We start from the raw sequence: 16,427 nt of genomic DNA, 5'->3' as shown, positions 1-16,427 counted from the left end.
GTGCCCCACAAGGACGACCAATTCTAAAAATAACATTTAGTAATGAAACTACACTTTTTAATGGAACTACAGATTTGCTCCATATTTGATAGCTATTTTGTAGCTAAATGAGATATTTATATGCTATTCTAAAATGCGTAATTGAATGATACTTTTTAAAAAAAATCTAATCATTTGCGTCATCACACTGCTTTTTACAACAGCAATTAAGGCGCAGAATCCTTCTCGAAATATCGATTATTTTCTTCAAGAAGCTGTTAAATCTAGTCCAACTCTAAAAGACTATAAAAATCAAAAGCAAGCACTTAAAATTGATAGTTTACTTGTTTTAGCCGCCAGAAAACCTCAAATAACAGCAAGTTCAGCAGGAATGTATGCGCCTATTATTAAGGGTTACGGATATGATGAAGCGCTAACTAACGGCCAAGTCTTAGAAGCTTTGTTAAACGTAAATTATGACCTGCTAAATAAGAAAAAAATTAACAATCAATTGCTAGGTATAAAGCTACAAAGCGATTCCATTGCTTATGCAGGAGAGCTTTCTACTTTCGATTTAAAGAAATCAATAATAGACCAATACATAACAGTTTATGCTAGTCAGCAAGATGTTAATTTTAATAAAGACGTTTTTTCATTGTTAAAAAAAGAAGAAGCACTATTAAAAGAGCTGACTAGAAATAATATCTATAAGCAATCAGAATATCTCACTTTTTTGGTGACACTGCAACAACAACAGCTAACATTAAAACAAGCTGAAGTTCAGTATCAAAGTGATTATGCAATGCTTAACTACTTATCAGGAATTACCGATACAACCGTTGCTGTTTTAGAAGAACCGAAATTACAAAACCCAGTTTTACTAACAGATAATGCATTTTTTACTAAAAGATTTGATATAGATAGTCTTAAATACCTCAACCAAAAGCAAGCTATTGATTTAAATTATAAGCCAAAACTCGGTGTTTATGTCAATAGTGGTTATAATTCTTCGTTTATTTTGCAACCCTATAAAAACTTTGGTGCAAGTGTTGGCTTTACGCTATCTATTCCCATTTACGATGGCCATCAAAAGAAAATGCAATACGATAAATTAGGTTTTTCTACTCTTACGGCAAGCACGTATAAAGATTTCTTCATCCGGCAGCAAAAACAGCAATTGTATATGCTCTCTAAACAGATTAGCAATACAGATCAATTATCTATACAAATTAACGAGCAAATTAGATTTGCAAAGGGATTAATTGATGTGAATAGTAAATTACTGCATACTGGAGATGTGAAAGTGGCAGATTACATCATTGCCATAAACAATTATATGTCCGCAAAAAACCTGCTTAGACAAACTAATATTAATCGTTTAAAATTAATTAATCAATTTAATTACTGGAATAAATAACATGAATAGGTATTTTAAAATTTTAGCGATTGGTGCATTTAGTTTATTCGTGTTTGCTTCTTGTCAACATGCAGCAAATACCGAATCTGAAGAAGCACCTGACCCAATTACGCCTGTTCAAATCACTACAGTAGGTGATAGCTCATTAATCGAGTCAGTTGAAGTAACAGCAGTTTCTGCTTACCTAGAAAAAAGCTTTGTTAAGGCAAATATTAATGGATATGTACTAACTGCAAATGCGCAAACTGGAAAACAAGTAAATAGTAACCAAGTTCTATTTAGCTTAATTACCAAAGAAGCAAAGGCAATTGGAAACAGTGTGAATAAGCTAGATCCAAGTTTAAAGTTTTCTGGTATTTCTAACATTCGTGCTGCACAATCTGGGTTAATTGTCCAAGTCAATCATCAAAAAGGAGATTATGTGCAAGAAGGAGAAGCAATGGCAACCATCAGTAACCGAAATAGTTTGGTGTTTTTGTTAGATCTTCCCTATGAATATACCCAACTCATTAAAAGCAATCACAACTTGCAAATCGAATTACCCGATGGGCAGAGGCTTGCTGGTGTGCTATCTGGAACCATGCCAGCGGTTGACTCTTTAGCGCAAACCCAACGCTATATTATTAAAGTAAATGCTGGCAATCTTATCCCCGAAGGTTTAATTGCAAAAGTTAGATTGACGAAACTTAATCACCCGAATGCACAAGTGCTGCCAAAATCTGCTGTATTAGCCAATGAAACAGAAGATGAATTTTGGGTAATGAAAATGATAAATGATTCTACAGCTGTAAAAGTTAATGTTACAAAAGGCATTGAAAACACTAATCTCATAGAAGTAATTGCGCCAAAATTTGATAAAAAAGATAGAATTATAACGAGTGGGAATTATGGTATTGCAGATACTGCGAAAGTTAAAATTTTGAAATAAGATGAAGAGCTTTTTTATTTCTCATAAAAATCCTATCCTAGCTGTGCTCGTTATTGTTTTATTGGGCGGTGTGTATTCTTTTGAACAGTTAAAAACATCTTTATTTCCTGAAATCACTTTCCCTAAAATAAAAATTATTGCTGAGGCAGAGCTGCAACCTGTTGATAAAATGGTGCTTACCGTAACTCGGCCATTAGAAAATGCAGTAAAACAGGTGCCAGATCTTCAATTGGTAAGAAGTACAACAAGCAGAGGAAGTTGTGAATTATCTGCTTACATGAATCCAGGTGCTGATATTGATTTGAGTCAACAAAGGATAGAAGCTCAAATAGCAAAAATAACAGCTTCATTACCTGCTGGAGTAACTATTTCTGTTGAGAAAATGAATCCATCCATTTTGCCAGTAAGTGGATACAGTTTAGAAAGTCATTCTAAATCTCCAGTCGAATTAAAAAAGATAGCAGATTTTACGGTTAAGCCTTTTTTATCTCAAGTAGATGGCGTTTCTGAGATTAGAGTGATTGGTGGGAAAACTAAAGAATATTGGATAGAACTCAATCCTCAAAAAATGCAAGTATTGGGTATTTCTCCCGAACAAATTAATACCACTTTAAGTCAAACCAATTTTATTAAATCTAACGGCTACGTTTCCGAATTTAATTATTTGTACTTATCGGTAACAGATGCAACAGTTAAAAGCAAAGCTGATTTAGAAGAATTAGTGCTCGCTAGAAGAGGGAACAGAATTGTAAAGGTTAAGGATATAGCCACAGTAAAAATACAGGAAAGTGTAGAATACACTAGAATTAATGCCAATGGAAAAGACGGAATTTTAATAGCGGTTATTAAACAACCTAACGCCAACTTGGTTGACCTTTCTAAAGAAATGGCGCTTAAGGTGAGTAAACTGAAAAGTATTTTACCTGCAGGAGTAATCATTAAGCCGTATTATGTGCAAGCAGATTTTGTGAATGAATCAGTCAAAAGTGTGAGAGATAGCCTTTGGATTGGATTGGCGCTAGCCATAATTGTTGCTATTATTTTCTTAAGATCACTAAAAGCAAGTGCCACCATACTCATTACCATTCCTATTACACTTTGTTTAACCGTAATTGCCTTATATTTTATGGGTTATTCGTTAAACATCATGACTTTAGGTGCTATTGCTGCAGCTATCGGTTTAATTATAGATGACTCGATTGTTGTGGTGGAGCAAATTCATAGAACGCATGAAGAGCATCCAGAAGAGCCAACAGTAAACCTATTGAGCAAAGCTATTAATTATCTTTTCCCGGCTATGTTGGGTTCATCTATTAGTACCATTGTTATTTTTATCCCATTTGTATTGATGACAGGTGTTGCTGGTTCTTATTTTCAGGTAATGACCAACACCATGATTACTACACTGGTTTGTTCATTCTTTGTCACATGGATAGCTTTGCCTGTTGTTTATTTGTTGCTTACTAAAAACTCAAAACGAAATGCATCAAACGTAAAGCCGATAGTACATGAGGTGAAATCTCAAAAATGGGTTGGATATTTTTTCCAGCGTAGCTACATCAGTTTTATATTTATCATACTACTTATTGTTTCAATTGTAGTGGTGTTTCCACGTTTAGAAACAGGATTTTTACCAGAAATGGATGAAGGAAGTATTGTGTTAGATTATGCTACACCCCCAGGAACTTCCTTAGCAGAAACCGATAGAATATTAAGAGAAGTAGAAAAAGAATTAGTTAAAATACCAGAAGTAGAGGCGTATTCTCGAAGAACAGGAACGCAAATGGGTTTCTTTATCACCGAACCAAATACAGGAGATTATCTAATTCAATTGAAACATAATAGGGATAAAAGTACCGATGATGTAATTGCAGAAATACGAGATCATATAGAAAGTACACAACCTGCATTAGTTGTAGATTTTGGTCAGGTAATAGGAGATATGCTCGGCGATTTAATGAGCTCTACGCAACCCATAGAAGTAAAGATTTTTGGTGATGATCAAGAAAAACTGCAGGAACTATCAAGGAAAGTTTCTGATATAGTTACACATATCAATGGAACTGCCGATGTATTTGATGGCATCATACTTTCTGGTCCAACTATAAATATCCTTCCAAACTTTACTACACTTGCCCAATATGGAATTACACCAGAAAGTTTCCAAATGCAAGTCCAAACTGCGATGCAGGGTAATTTAATTGGTGATTTGTACGATACACAACTTTCTCCCATTCGCATGGTGTATCCAAATAGTAAGAGTTTTGGCGTTTCCAATATAAGTAGTCTTAAAATATTTTTACCAGATGGAACCGCAATTCCGATTCAAAATTTAGCAAAAGTTGAAATAAAATCAGGTAGTGCAGAAGTTGAACGTGAAAACCTCCAATCAATTGGTGTGGTTACTGCAAGGCTTGATAACAGAGATTTGGGTAGTGCTATGAAAGATATTCAGGCTGCGGTAAGTACTAAAATTAACTTACCTTCTGGCTATCACATAGAATATGGTGGGGCTTACAAAGAGCAACAACAATCTTTTTCTGAATTGTTAACCATTCTAATTGCATCCAGCTTATTAGTTTTTAGTGTGATCTTATTCTTGTTTAAAGATTTCAAAATTGCATTTCTAATCCTTTTAATAGCGGTACTTGGCATATCAGGCAGTTACTTGGCATTGTTTATTACTCATACACCACTTAATGTGGGCAGTTATACGGGTTTAATAATGATTGTAGGAATTATTGGTGAAAATGCCATTTTTACGTTCTTACAGTTTAAGGAATCCCTACGTGAAAAAAGCGTAGATGATGCAATTACTTTTGCTATTTCGACGCGATTGAGGCCAAAACTGATGACGGCTTTAGGTGCAATTATAGCTTTAATGCCATTGGCGCTTGGTATTGGTGCAGGAGCACAACTGCATCAGCCATTGGCTATTGCAGTGATAGGTGGGTTTGTGATTGGATTGCCATTACTACTTATCGTATTGCCAAGTTTAATTCGGAAGTTTTATTCTTAAAGAAATGACCACATAGAAACATAGGACAGATAGTTTTTGAATAACTCCTATTTGAATCTGTTTCTATGTGGTTTTAAAATGATTATTTCCCGATTTCCAAAATTTTAAAACTTCCTGATATTCTTTTTGGACGTGCTGTACCGGTAGCTTTTTCAAACTCTGCTGTAGGTAAAAAAAGATGATGTGTAACAGCATCCAATGCAATTGTTCTTGCGCCGCTTTTAGTTGCAATAGTTTCTTGTACTACAAATTTTTCTGCGCTTTCCTCTTTAACTACAGTGATATTGCCTTCACCATTAGAACTATAGGCTGTTTTTAAGATAGGATCAAATACAACACCATCACAACCATCCCCAATAGGTAAAGTTACAACCTGTCTGCCTGTTTTAGCATCTAAAATGAGCATCACTTTGTTTGCGCAAACCGTAAATAAGCGTGATGTTGCTCTATCAATTGCTAAGCCACTTGGTTCTTCACCACCCTTAAGTTTATATCTCGATAAAACCTTAAAAGTAATTGGATCAAAACATACAATTTCTCCAGTATCTTCAATATTTACATATATTTTCCCTTTGCCATCAGATACGCCAGCTTCTGGTTTCCCACCCAATGGGATTGTTGCTATTACTTTATCTGTTTGTGGATCAATAATACTTGCATCTAAGCTTTTGCCATTAAAAACGATTACCTTTTTAGAGAAATCATCAAAAAAAGTAGCATCTGGATTTTGTCCAACGGTAATTTGTCCTAGTATTGATGAAGTGGTCAAGTCAAAAACAGTACATGTTCCTGATCTTCCATTGCTTGTATATCCTTTTTGAAAAGAACTAGCAATAGCAATTCCGTGTACGCCTAAAGTGTTATGAATTACACCAGTTGAATCTCCAGTGTTTTTATTGAGAATGTTAACTTGATTGCCATGTGAAACATATAAATTATTGTTTTTCTGATCTACGGTTAGATAATCCCAACCGCCATCACTTTGTATTTTATGAGTTTGTATAAGATGGAAACCTGTTTTTTGTTGGGCAAAACTAGCAGCACTTAAGCCAGCTAAAAAAGCGATTGTAAAAAGTGTATGTTTCATGAATTTATCTTTTTATAAATAAAATCAAACACTCTGTAGCAATCCTGTAGTTAGTTCTAAATCAGGGTGTTTATAGAATGATGATAATGCTACCTGCAACCACCAATAAAGCACCTACTAACGTTTTAGCGTCAATAGGTTCTTTTAAAATTAAAAAAGCAAGACCCAAAGCAATCGCCACACTTAATTTATCGATAGGTGCAACTTTAGATACATTCCCGGTTTCTAACGCTTTAAAATAAAATATCCACGATAAACCTGTGGCAACTCCTGATAAGGCTAAGAAAATTAAATTGTTTTTGGTCAATGTTTTAAGTTCACGTATTTCGCCGCTGGCCAAAACAATTCCCCATGCAATAAAAAGAATAACAACGGTACGAATAGCTGTCGCGAGATTTCCGTTAATGCCTTTAATTCCAATTTTAGCCAGAATAGCAGTTGCAGCAGCAAAAAGTGCAGAAAGGACAGCATATAATTTCCACATAGTTTTTTTGTAATTGTAATTCAAGATACCAAAATATTAAGGTATACCTGTTATGTTTTAACAATTTTTGTATCAAACTAGTTACTACAAAATTCAAACAGATTCTAAGGCTAACTATGTAGCAAAATTATAAATATGCATAAAAAATTACTCCTCGCCTTAGTTCTCGTATTCATTTTCCCATTCATTTTATATGCACAAAACAGCGGGGCTATATCAGGTAAAATTACAGATGTAACAACTGGTCAACCTTTAGAATTTGTGACTGTTGTATTAATGAAAGAAGGTGGTAATACAGTTTTAAAACAAGAAATTACTACAGGAAAAGGAATATATAAATTTACTGCACTAGCAGATGGCAATTATTATCTAATTGCGAGTTACATTGGTTTCGAAAACTATAAAACAAGTAATTTAATACTGAACTCTACCCAGAGAAAGCTAAATCAGGATATCAGTTTAAACAGTGGTGCAAAAAAACTGAATGAAGTAGTGGTTACCTCTAAAAAACAACTTTACACTAATTCTATAGATCGTAAAATTTATAATGTAGATCAAGATGTGATGGCTAAATCTGGCTCTGCTAGTGAAGTATTACAAAATGTACCCTTAGTGCAAGTCGATATTGATGGGAATGTAAGTTTGAGAAATTCATCGGCAACAATTTTAATCAACGGTAAAGTATCGCCCATTATGGGAAAAAATGCTGCGGCTGCTTTACAACAATTGCCAGCCAATAGTATTGCCAGAATAGAAGTAATTACCAATCCTTCAGCAAAATATAAACCAGATGGTACAGGTGGAATAATCAATATCGTACTGAAGAAAAACACAAAAAGAGGACTTAATGGGGGTTTAACAGCAAACGCAGGAAATCAGGATAGGTATAATGCCAATGTGAATGCTAATTATAATCCAGGTAAGGTAAATGTATTTGGAAGTTACAGTATTAAACAGGATTATCGCTTAAGATTAACAACGAATAATAGAACACAGATTGATCCTGCTAGTTCTGTATCAAGCTATTATCAAGACGATATCAGTGCTAAAGCAAGACCGTTCTCTAATACTGCTGCACTAGGAATGGATTATGCGATTGATGATAAGAATAGTATAGGTATTTCTGGAAATTATTATTTCCGTAATATGCACAAACACGATTTTACGCTTAAGAAAGTAAGCAATACTACAGGCTTAATTTCTGATTATGACCGGACAAGAACAAATTACGAATACGAAAGAGAAGCGGATGGAACTTTTTTCTTTGAGCACAATTTTAAGAAAGAAGAGCATAAAATACGATTAGAGTTTAACGCTTCTCACTCGCCAGAAGTAGAAGATAACCATTACATAAATTCATATAGGGTACCTGCAAGTGCAAATCAATTGGATAACACGCTGATTAAACAGACACAAGATAACAAGCAGCTTACCATTGGTTATGAAAATCCAATTTCAGATAACACAAAACTAGAATTGGGGTATGAAGGACAATACAACCAGCAAGACCTAGATTTTTATGGGGAAGCCTACAACTATGCTCAACAAAAATTCGTCGCTGATGCATTAAAAACCAATCGTTTCATTTATAACGAGAACATACATGCTTTTTATGGAACAATAGAACAATCTTGGAAAAAATTTGGAGCAATGTTAGGGTTAAGAGGAGAGTATTCGGATATTAATTCGCATCTTATAACCACTAATATCACAATTCCTAATCATTATTTTAAGGTGTATCCTACGTTGCATCTTACTTACGACTTATCAGATAGTAGAGAATTGCAGTTAAATTATAGTAGGAGAGTGCATAGACCAGAAGGTGATGATTTAAACCCATTTGCAGAGTATGCTGACCCAACAAATATTCGTGTAGGTAATCCACATCTTTTACCAGAGATTATTCATTCTATAGAATTAGGTTATCAATGGAAAAATGATAATTTTTCGATTTTACCTGGCATTTATTACCGCTATAAATACAATGGTTTTACTTCCATTACTACACCCTTAAACAGTACAACATTAATCACTACGCAACAAAATCTAGTTAATGATCAGGCAATTGGCGCAGATGTAGTGTTTTCTGCAAACATAAACGATAAAGTATTTATCAACCTTACACCTAATGCATTTTACAATCAACTAGATGCATCTAACTTAGGTTATGGCTCAAAAAAGAACACCTTTACATGGAGTGTTAATTTTAATTCGAGTTATAATTTGACAAAAAGTACAATTATGCAGGTTAATTCTAATTACAGGTCTGCTCGTTTAACCCCACAAGGGAAATATTTGCCTAGTTTTGTTTTTAATTTTGGTGTAAGAAAAGATATTTTTCAAAAGAAAGGTTCACTGTATTTAACAGTATCTGATGTGTTTAAAACGCAAAGACAAGAAGCAGAGTTAAGTAGTCCATTATTAACACAGCATGTAGTCACTAAAAGCAACTCACGAATTGGGTATTTAGGTATCAGCTATAATTTTGGTGTGGTGAAGAAAAAGAAAGATTTAACCTTTGATAATTCTCTTTAACTGATATAATCCCTATCCTCATCGCTCAAGGTCGATTTATTTTCGTTAGCCTGATGGTTTTCAATCTCAGGATCATAACTGCTTACTGTTTTTCGTGGTCTGCCAGCTAAAAAACCTAAAATGAAACCAATGATGATGCAGATGCCAATTACAATGAGTTTTGATATAGCAACTGGAGCACCAATAATAAAATCGAATTCTACTGGCTCGCTATTAATCATTAAGAAAATGGTTAAAAGTGCAGTTATAACAATGATGATAATAGTTTTTGCTTTCATTTTATTTTAAATAAATCCCCTTTGGGAGATGAGCGATTAAAAACTGTAATTAAATAGTAATTCTAAGATAGGGTTTTGATTGTAAGTTTTATTAACAAATACCACTCTTGCGCCTAAATCAACAACAGGCTGATAACGCAGCAAGTTTATACTACTACGCATTTCTACGCCAAAAGTTTTAGGTTGTGTTAAATTTGTTTCTGAGCCAATGTTTTCATAATGACTAAAAACTCCACCTCTTAAGTTTCTAATATATGCTAAAGAGCCAATTTCTGCATCTGGAAAGGCAAATGGGAAGCGGTAATTGAGTAACAATGTATTTCTTAATTCGCTCTTCGCATTAATTTGTCCATAGCCATATACGGTATTAATTTCAGTATTAAATTTTAAAGCGCCACTGCTTTCTTGGTAATTAAAACTAGCCATAAAAGAATGATTTTTAGCAATTCCAGGAAAATAGAATGCGCTTTCAAAAGCAAATAAATCACCAGTTAAACGCTTATCAAAAGGCTGATTAAAATAGCTTAAATTAATAATTTGCGCCCATTTAGGAGCTACATCTCGCTCTGCTGTACGTACACTATGACTAAAACCTAATTTGTAATTTATAGGGAATTTAATGGTCTTGTTAAATAGCAAAGCCTCTTTTGGTGCAAAATTCCGTTGCGTATAGCTTGTGCCCAGCTCTGCCAAAAAACCATAATTATGATGGTATGCACTAAAATTGAGAGGGATGCTTGCTTTTATATCAAGATAATTTTCTCGCCAATTCGCTTGATTTATCGCATTTCCTAACCGATAAAATCCAGTTCTTGGTCGGTTAGTGAACTTTGCGTTTAAAATAGGATATAAGCTTTTAAAATACAAGTCAGCGGTGTATGCTATTTTTTTTAAATCGCTGTAATAATCAATTCCTGCTGAGAAATCGAAAATGTTCAATAAATCGTTAGATTTTAAGCGTAAACCAAGTCTGTCGTCTTCATCTATTGTTGGACTTAAACTATGAAAATTGAAAAGATGCGCTAAAGGTTGGTAAGATTTAGATTGATACGTACTATCGGGTATGTCTTTGAAAATATTGATTTTTTCTTGCTTATTAGCTGCTGCACCAAAATAAACAAAGTGATTTTCTTGAATTTTTCGATGTGAAATAGGGGTTTTTGCAATTCCATAACCCATTACCTGGTAATTGTTAAAAAGAATTGATTTGCCATCGGCAGATAAGCTCGGATTAAAAGCGCCGTATTTTGCGGCCGTTAGCGCCGTTATTTTTTTATTGATAGGGTTGACGTCATAAATGTTGTTTATTCCGCTTAGATGGGCGTTAAATGCAATTCCATTGCCAATAAATGTTGGCCTGCTTAACTGCTGAGTAGTTTCGGTTATTAGTTGCATTTTTTTTCCAGTTTTATCTTGGAGCCAAAGCGATTTTCCTTTTTCATTCACACTAATCCAACTCAGTTGAGTTCCATCAGTATTGAGTGCCGGAGTTTGTAAAATGAGATTTTCAGGATTTGGATATGTTTTATTGATTTTTCCGGTTTGCAAATCAAGTTCTACTAAATTACTTTGATTACTTAAATCAATTTGTACTGCAACTAATTTTTTTCCATCACCAGAAAGGGCAGGAGAGAAGAGCCTGGTTTTAAACGTTAATTGACGTTTTGTTTGTGTCGCGAAATCATAGATGCAAATTACGCTATAACTTCTTTGTCGGTAACGTGGATCAACTCTTATTTCATCCCAAACCAATTTTCCATCCCCATAACTAAACCAAGGCTGTTCCTGATACCCGATTTTAAAGAGTTCTTTTTCGTTTCTAGCTTCATCAATAACCACAAAAGTTGCGGTTTCGGCTTTAGTTTGCTTTAAAGTTAGGATATGGTTGTTCGCTAACTCTATAGGTAAAAAATAGCTGCTGGCATATTTCGCTCGATGATTTAAACTCTCATAATTTTCGCTTTTGTTTAAATCATCTTGTTTTGTCCATTCATTTTCTAGTTGAGCAATCGTTTTTAAGTAATAGTTTTTGGTATTACTTCCAGTGAATTCTTTTAAGCTTTGAGAAAAAGGATATAATCTAAGCGGGCTATTATGAATGGCGGTGAGTAAGCTATCTTGTATGCTTTCGCCAAATTCTTTTTTAAGGTTAGTAACCATCAAATATCCTAATTGGTAATAACCTGGTGTTTGATCTTTGTCCGATCCAAAATACGCTTTTGAATACGAGAATTTTTTCCCGTTTAATAGTGAAGTTCGAAAAGGCATAATCCATGAAGGCTGTCTGCCGCGACCAACATTTGTTAATGAAGTTTCGCTGTTCACTGCATCACCTTCAAAAAACCAAGTTGGGATACTTAAGCCCATGTAAGCAAAATAAATTTCTTCTGGAAAAGGATGTGTTTTTCCGCCAGTAATTTTATCGAATTGCGCAACATGTCTAAGCTCGTGAACAGCTAAATTATTTAACCAATCTTGACTGTCAAATTGCTGCGGAGGAGTGGTGTAAAATTGCACCTTTTTTGGAGCCAATTGAACAAAGCCATTTGCTATAGTTCCGCGGTTTTGAAAGACGATTGGAATGCTTATTTTTTGGCGGTTTAAACTTTGTCCAACTGAGGGGTAAATTTGGCCGATTGTATTTGCCATTCTTTGAGCTTCTTTTTCTAACTCGGTAGGATAGATGAGTGTAAAGCCATTGCTGTTAATCTGTCTCCATTTTACACTAAGTGGGTTTTGCTCACTGTTGAAAATTTGGCCAAAAACACTAATTGAAATAAAACTTAATACTATTGTAGATAAAATACTGATTTTCAATTTTGTATATGCTTTATTTATATTCATTTAGGTGGTATGCTAAAATTGTTAGTTTTATAATTTTTTAAATATGCACTTTATCTTATTTTTTAATTTATATTATATTATTTAATGTATTGATTTTAAATAAATTATAAATTTTATGTAATTAACAATAGTAGTAGCTATTTATGTAAAAATTAAATGATCAAGGGCGTTATATGGAGAATTTAATCTTATGTCCTATCTCCGTAATTTGATGATGTTAAGATACACTATTTATGTTGATTTTAAAGCAAAAATTTTCTGCTCCTTTTTAAAAATGTATATATTTTTGTTAGCTATGAAGAAATAAATAGGCTCAATTTTATGAAGAAAACGCACCAGATAATAAGAGTTTTTTAGTGTCTATGTATCCTCTTTTGCCTCAAATTTAAGAGTGTAAATGTGTGCAGAAATAGGCTATTTTTTCACCTGTTTTTATGGCTAAAATTCGACTGTAAAATGGGCTATTTTAGAGCTTGTTTTTAAGGATGAAAAACGTATCCCCTACCCTAGAGTAGTTGCAGTAATTAGCTTTGATTCTTACTCATCATTCCCGTGAAAACGGGAAATCGTAATTGTAAAAAAAACCTGCTATTGCATTACGGATTCTAATCAAGTTGGAAGTGACACAATCGAATTGAAGCTAACGCAAGAGAGGAGCTTTAACTCTTATTTTTACGTTTTTTGTAGATAGGATAAAGGAATACTGCAGCTAAAATTAATAACGAACCTAAGTAAAAACCAGAGGTCATATGCTCTTTGCTACCAAACAAAATAAAGGCTAAAACAATGCCATACACAGGTTCTAAATTTGTGATTAGAGCCACTCTAAATGCAGATAATGTGCGCATCACTCCTACACCAGCTACATATGCTAAAGCCGTACATATGGTGCCTAAAAGGAGTAAATAAAACCAATCTATTCCACTTAAATTGAAGTTTTCAGTAGATAAACTTTTATCAAATATGCGATATACCGTTATCCAGAAGAACGCTCCAGCCATTTCATAAAAGCCTATAATGCTAGGACCGGTTTTTTGAACTAAAGTTGAGTTTATAGTGGAAAAAAAGCTTGCTGCAACTGCAGAACAAAGCCCAAAGATTATTCCAGTGGTGTATTTAGTTTCAAATTTAAAGATTAAGTAAATGCCTAAAATGATCAATAAACCAATAAAGATATCACCTTTAGAAATATTTTGTTTTTTTATGATGGGCTCTAAAATTGCAATGAACAGAGTTACTGAAGATAAACAGATTAAACTTACAGATACGTTGGCCACTTTAATGGAGTGAAAAAAGAAAATCCAATGCATGGCTACGATGCTTCCTGTAAAAAAGAATTGTAGAAATTGCTTTCTACTAACCTTAATACTGGTTTTGCTCAACATAAAATAAGCAAATAAGCTCACGCTAGCGATTAAAACACGATACCAGACCAATTGTACCGCATCGATGGATATTAATGCGCCTAAAATGCCTGTAAACCCCCAAATAAAAACGGTTATGTGTAATATAATAAGGTTTCTGTTTTCGTTTGGTTTAAGCTCAGTATTCATCTTATTTTGGAGCTCTTCTAAGTAAGTACAAACCTAAAATTCCAAAGAATATAGTTGGCAGTAATACGGCTAATAGTGGAGATAAACCTCCTTTTGTAGAAAACATTTTAGCAAATTGATTAAAAACAATGTAGGCAAAACTTAAAATAATACCTATTCCAAGTGGTAAACCTACACCTCCTCGTACTTTACGAGAGGAAAGGGCTACGCCGATTAACGTTAATATAAAAGCTGATAGGGGCTGAAACCAACGTTTATATTGTTCAAAAAGTAAATCGCTCATTATTCCTGAGCCTCTCGTTCTTTCTTTTTTAATCTTGTCCGATAATTCCTTCCCGCTCATGCTTTCAAAAACGTTCTGATATACAGAGAAATCATCTGGTTTCATATCGAGTACCGTATCTTTTTGTAAAGCAGATCCATAAATCATCGATTCCTTCATCCCATCTACATTTCTAACCGTATAATTTGTTAATCTCCAAACTCTTTTAACTGAATCGTAAGAAATTTGATCAGCAACTAGCTTTTTCTTAAGGATGTCGCCTTTAAATTTATCAAGAGAAAAACGATAGCCTATATTTGTTCTATTATCGAAATTTTCGAGATAGATATACGTATTGCTATCAATTTTCATGTGGATATTCGTTTTTGTATAAGCCTTATCCTTATCAATAACCTCGTTTTCAAATTTATTTTTAATCCTATTGGTATACGGAAGAATGTATAAATTCGATAATAAATTAACAGAGAAAATGATAAATGCAGAGATAAAGTAAGGTCTTAAAAAGCGATTAAAACTTACTCCACCGCTTAAAATCGGTACAATTTCAGTTTGATCGGCCATTTTTGCCGTAAAAAATATTACCGCGATAAAATTAATTAACGGCGATAGCATGTTTACATAAAATGGAATAGAACCGGCATAATAATCAGTAATAGTTTGCCAAATGGTCATGTCCTTTTCTAAAAAATCATCCAATTTTTCAGAAAGATCAAAGATCACAATGATAATTACAAACAAAACTAAGGTATACACAAATGTGCCTAGGTATTTGCCTATAATAAAACCATCAATAATTTTTAGACGCTGCCTGATGTATTTCATTTATAATTTATTACCTAATATAGTTACCATTTTATTCTTCCAAGCGTAAAACTCTCCTGAAATGATTTTTTCTCGGGCTTCATTCACTAACCATAAATAAAAATGTAGGTTATGAAGTGTAGCAATTTGCGCACCTAGTATTTCTTTAGAGTGCATTAAATGTCTTAAATAGGCTTTAGAATACACCTGATCTGCATGTAAATCGCTATCCGCATCTATTGGAGAGAAATCATTCTCCCATTTTTTATTGCTGATATTAATAATACCATTTCGTGTAAATAACATTCCATTTCTAGCATTTCTTGTTGGCATTACGCAATCAAACATATCTACGCCAAGTGCAATATTCTCTAAAATGTTAATTGGTGTACCAACTCCCATTAAATATCTAGGCTTATCTACAGGTAAAATATCGCACACAACTTCTGTCATTCCGTACATTTCTTCGGCTGGTTCTCCAACAGATAAGCCACCAATTGCATTACCCTCTCTATTCATTGAGGCTATAAATTCTGCAGATTTTACACGTAAATCTTTATAAACAGATCCTTGTACAATTGGAAAAAGTGTTTGGTCGAAACCATATTTCGACTCAGTGGTGTCAAAACGATGGCAGCAACGTTTTAACCATCTATGCGTCATGTTAATAGAATTGGCAGCATATTTATAATCGCAAGGATAAGGAGTACATTCGTCAAAAGCCATAATAATATCAGCTCCAATTGTGCGCTGAATATCCATTGCATATTCTGGTGTAAACAAGTGTTTTGAACCATCTATATGCGAGCGAAACGTAACTCCTTCTTCTTTAATTTTACGAACTTTACTCAAAGAATAGACTTGATAGCCACCGCTATCTGTTAAAATAGGTTTATCCCAGCCAATAAATTTATGTAAACCCCCAGCTGGTTCGATAATATCTAAACCTGGTCTAAGGTATAAATGATAGGTATTTCCTAAAATTATTTGCGCTTTAATGTCTTCTTTTAGTTCTCTTTGGTGTACTGCTTTTACCGTTCCAGCAGTACCAACAGGCATAAAAATTGGTGTTTTAATATCGCCATGGGCAGTTGTAACTGTTCCCGCTCTAGCTTTTGATGATGGGTCGTTAGCCTGTAAAGTAAATTTCATATGTGTTTATTATCCTCTTCAAAAATCTGTCAAAAATAGCAAGAATATTCCTTTTATCAGGCTCTTG

Annotated in this window: 11 protein-coding genes; 4 read left to right on the top strand and 7 right to left on the bottom strand. The window is 33.9% G+C overall.

All coding sequences use genetic code 11. The features are described from left to right. Positions 1-145 precede the first annotated feature (145 nt). From ACHMWN_RS15825 to ACHMWN_RS15815, 3 genes are read left to right on the top strand one after another with little or no spacing between them, the layout of a single operon-like run. A complete protein-coding gene (locus tag ACHMWN_RS15825; protein ID WP_397303045.1) occupies positions 146-1,396 on the top strand; it encodes a TolC family protein in 1,251 nt (416 codons plus the stop codon). A 1-nt stretch (position 1,397) separates the two neighbouring features. After that, positions 1,398-2,324, top strand: a complete 927-nt coding sequence (locus tag ACHMWN_RS15820) for an efflux RND transporter periplasmic adaptor subunit (RefSeq protein WP_397303044.1) — start codon at positions 1,398-1,400, stop codon at positions 2,322-2,324. 1 nt (position 2,325) lies between these two features. Beyond that, complete coding sequence (locus ACHMWN_RS15815; protein WP_397303041.1) at positions 2,326-5,343, top strand: efflux RND transporter permease subunit; 3,018 nt, start codon at positions 2,326-2,328, stop codon at positions 5,341-5,343. 82 nt (positions 5,344-5,425) lie between these two features. On the opposite strand, the gene ACHMWN_RS15810 is transcribed toward ACHMWN_RS15815, so the two are convergent. Together ACHMWN_RS15810 and ACHMWN_RS15805 are read right to left on the bottom strand one after the other, a co-directional pair. After that, a complete protein-coding gene (locus tag ACHMWN_RS15810; protein WP_397303038.1) occupies positions 5,426-6,430 on the bottom strand; it encodes a YncE family protein in 1,005 nt (334 codons plus the stop codon). Positions 6,431-6,500: 70 nt separating this feature from the next. Further along, positions 6,501-6,914 (bottom strand): EamA family transporter, encoded by a 414-nt coding sequence (locus ACHMWN_RS15805; protein WP_397303035.1) that lies wholly within the window; start codon positions 6,912-6,914, stop codon positions 6,501-6,503. A gap of 135 nt (positions 6,915-7,049) precedes the next feature. Between ACHMWN_RS15805 and ACHMWN_RS15800 the strand changes: the two genes are divergently transcribed. Next, complete coding sequence (locus ACHMWN_RS15800; RefSeq protein ID WP_397303033.1) at positions 7,050-9,449, top strand: TonB-dependent receptor domain-containing protein; 2,400 nt, start codon at positions 7,050-7,052, stop codon at positions 9,447-9,449. Here ACHMWN_RS15800 and ACHMWN_RS15795 read toward each other — a convergent pair. From ACHMWN_RS15795 to tgt, 5 genes are all read right to left on the bottom strand, one after another. Further along, positions 9,446-9,727, bottom strand: coding sequence for a hypothetical protein (locus ACHMWN_RS15795; RefSeq protein WP_397303030.1), 282 nt, complete (start codon positions 9,725-9,727; stop codon positions 9,446-9,448). The two genes, ACHMWN_RS15800 and ACHMWN_RS15795, sit on opposite strands and share 4 nt — an antisense overlap. Positions 9,728-9,763: 36 nt before the next feature. Beyond that, entirely contained in the window at positions 9,764-12,571 is a 2,808-nt protein-coding gene (locus ACHMWN_RS15790) for a TolB family protein (protein ID WP_397303028.1), read from the bottom strand. A 659-nt stretch (positions 12,572-13,230) separates the two neighbouring features. Then, positions 13,231-14,124, bottom strand: coding sequence for a DMT family transporter (locus ACHMWN_RS15785; RefSeq protein WP_397303026.1), 894 nt, complete (start codon positions 14,122-14,124; stop codon positions 13,231-13,233). 1 nt (position 14,125) lies between these two features. Next, positions 14,126-15,229, bottom strand: a complete 1,104-nt coding sequence (locus ACHMWN_RS15780; RefSeq protein ID WP_397303024.1) for an LptF/LptG family permease — start codon at positions 15,227-15,229, stop codon at positions 14,126-14,128. After that, the gene (tgt, locus tag ACHMWN_RS15775; RefSeq protein ID WP_397303022.1) at positions 15,230-16,360 is read right to left on the bottom strand and encodes a tRNA guanosine(34) transglycosylase Tgt; all 1,131 of its coding nucleotides are present in this window, start codon (positions 16,358-16,360) and stop codon (positions 15,230-15,232) included. It lies immediately after the preceding gene. Positions 16,361-16,427 lie beyond the last annotated feature (67 nt).

Source organism: Pedobacter sp. UC225_61 (assembly GCF_044452285.1).
Taxonomy (GTDB): domain Bacteria; phylum Bacteroidota; class Bacteroidia; order Sphingobacteriales; family Sphingobacteriaceae; genus Pedobacter.
Note: the sequence above shows the minus strand (reverse complement) of the source record. Positions and strands in the feature narration are given on the sequence as shown.

Bases quoted from the DNA above. Each gene is read 5' to 3' on its own strand.
- ACHMWN_RS15810 (WP_397303038.1), bottom strand. From the start codon at position 6,430: ATGAAACATACACTTTTTACAATCGCTTTTTTAGCTGGCTTAAGTGCT.
- ACHMWN_RS15820 (WP_397303044.1), top strand. From the start codon at position 1,398: ATGAATAGGTATTTTAAAATTTTAGCGATTGGTGCATTTAGTTTATTC.
- ACHMWN_RS15785 (WP_397303026.1), bottom strand. From the start codon at position 14,124: ATGAATACTGAGCTTAAACCAAACGAAAACAGAAACCTTATTATATTA.
- tgt (WP_397303022.1), bottom strand. From the start codon at position 16,360: ATGAAATTTACTTTACAGGCTAACGACCCATCATCAAAAGCTAGAGCG.
- ACHMWN_RS15790 (WP_397303028.1), bottom strand. From the start codon at position 12,571: ATGAATATAAATAAAGCATATACAAAATTGAAAATCAGTATTTTATCT.
- ACHMWN_RS15795 (WP_397303030.1), bottom strand. From the start codon at position 9,727: ATGAAAGCAAAAACTATTATCATCATTGTTATAACTGCACTTTTAACC.
- ACHMWN_RS15780 (WP_397303024.1), bottom strand. From the start codon at position 15,229: ATGAAATACATCAGGCAGCGTCTAAAAATTATTGATGGTTTTATTATA.
- ACHMWN_RS15800 (WP_397303033.1), top strand. From the start codon at position 7,050: ATGCATAAAAAATTACTCCTCGCCTTAGTTCTCGTATTCATTTTCCCA.
- ACHMWN_RS15815 (WP_397303041.1), top strand. From the start codon at position 2,326: ATGAAGAGCTTTTTTATTTCTCATAAAAATCCTATCCTAGCTGTGCTC.
- ACHMWN_RS15825 (WP_397303045.1), top strand. From the start codon at position 146: ATGATACTTTTTAAAAAAAATCTAATCATTTGCGTCATCACACTGCTT.
- ACHMWN_RS15805 (WP_397303035.1), bottom strand. From the start codon at position 6,914: ATGTGGAAATTATATGCTGTCCTTTCTGCACTTTTTGCTGCTGCAACT.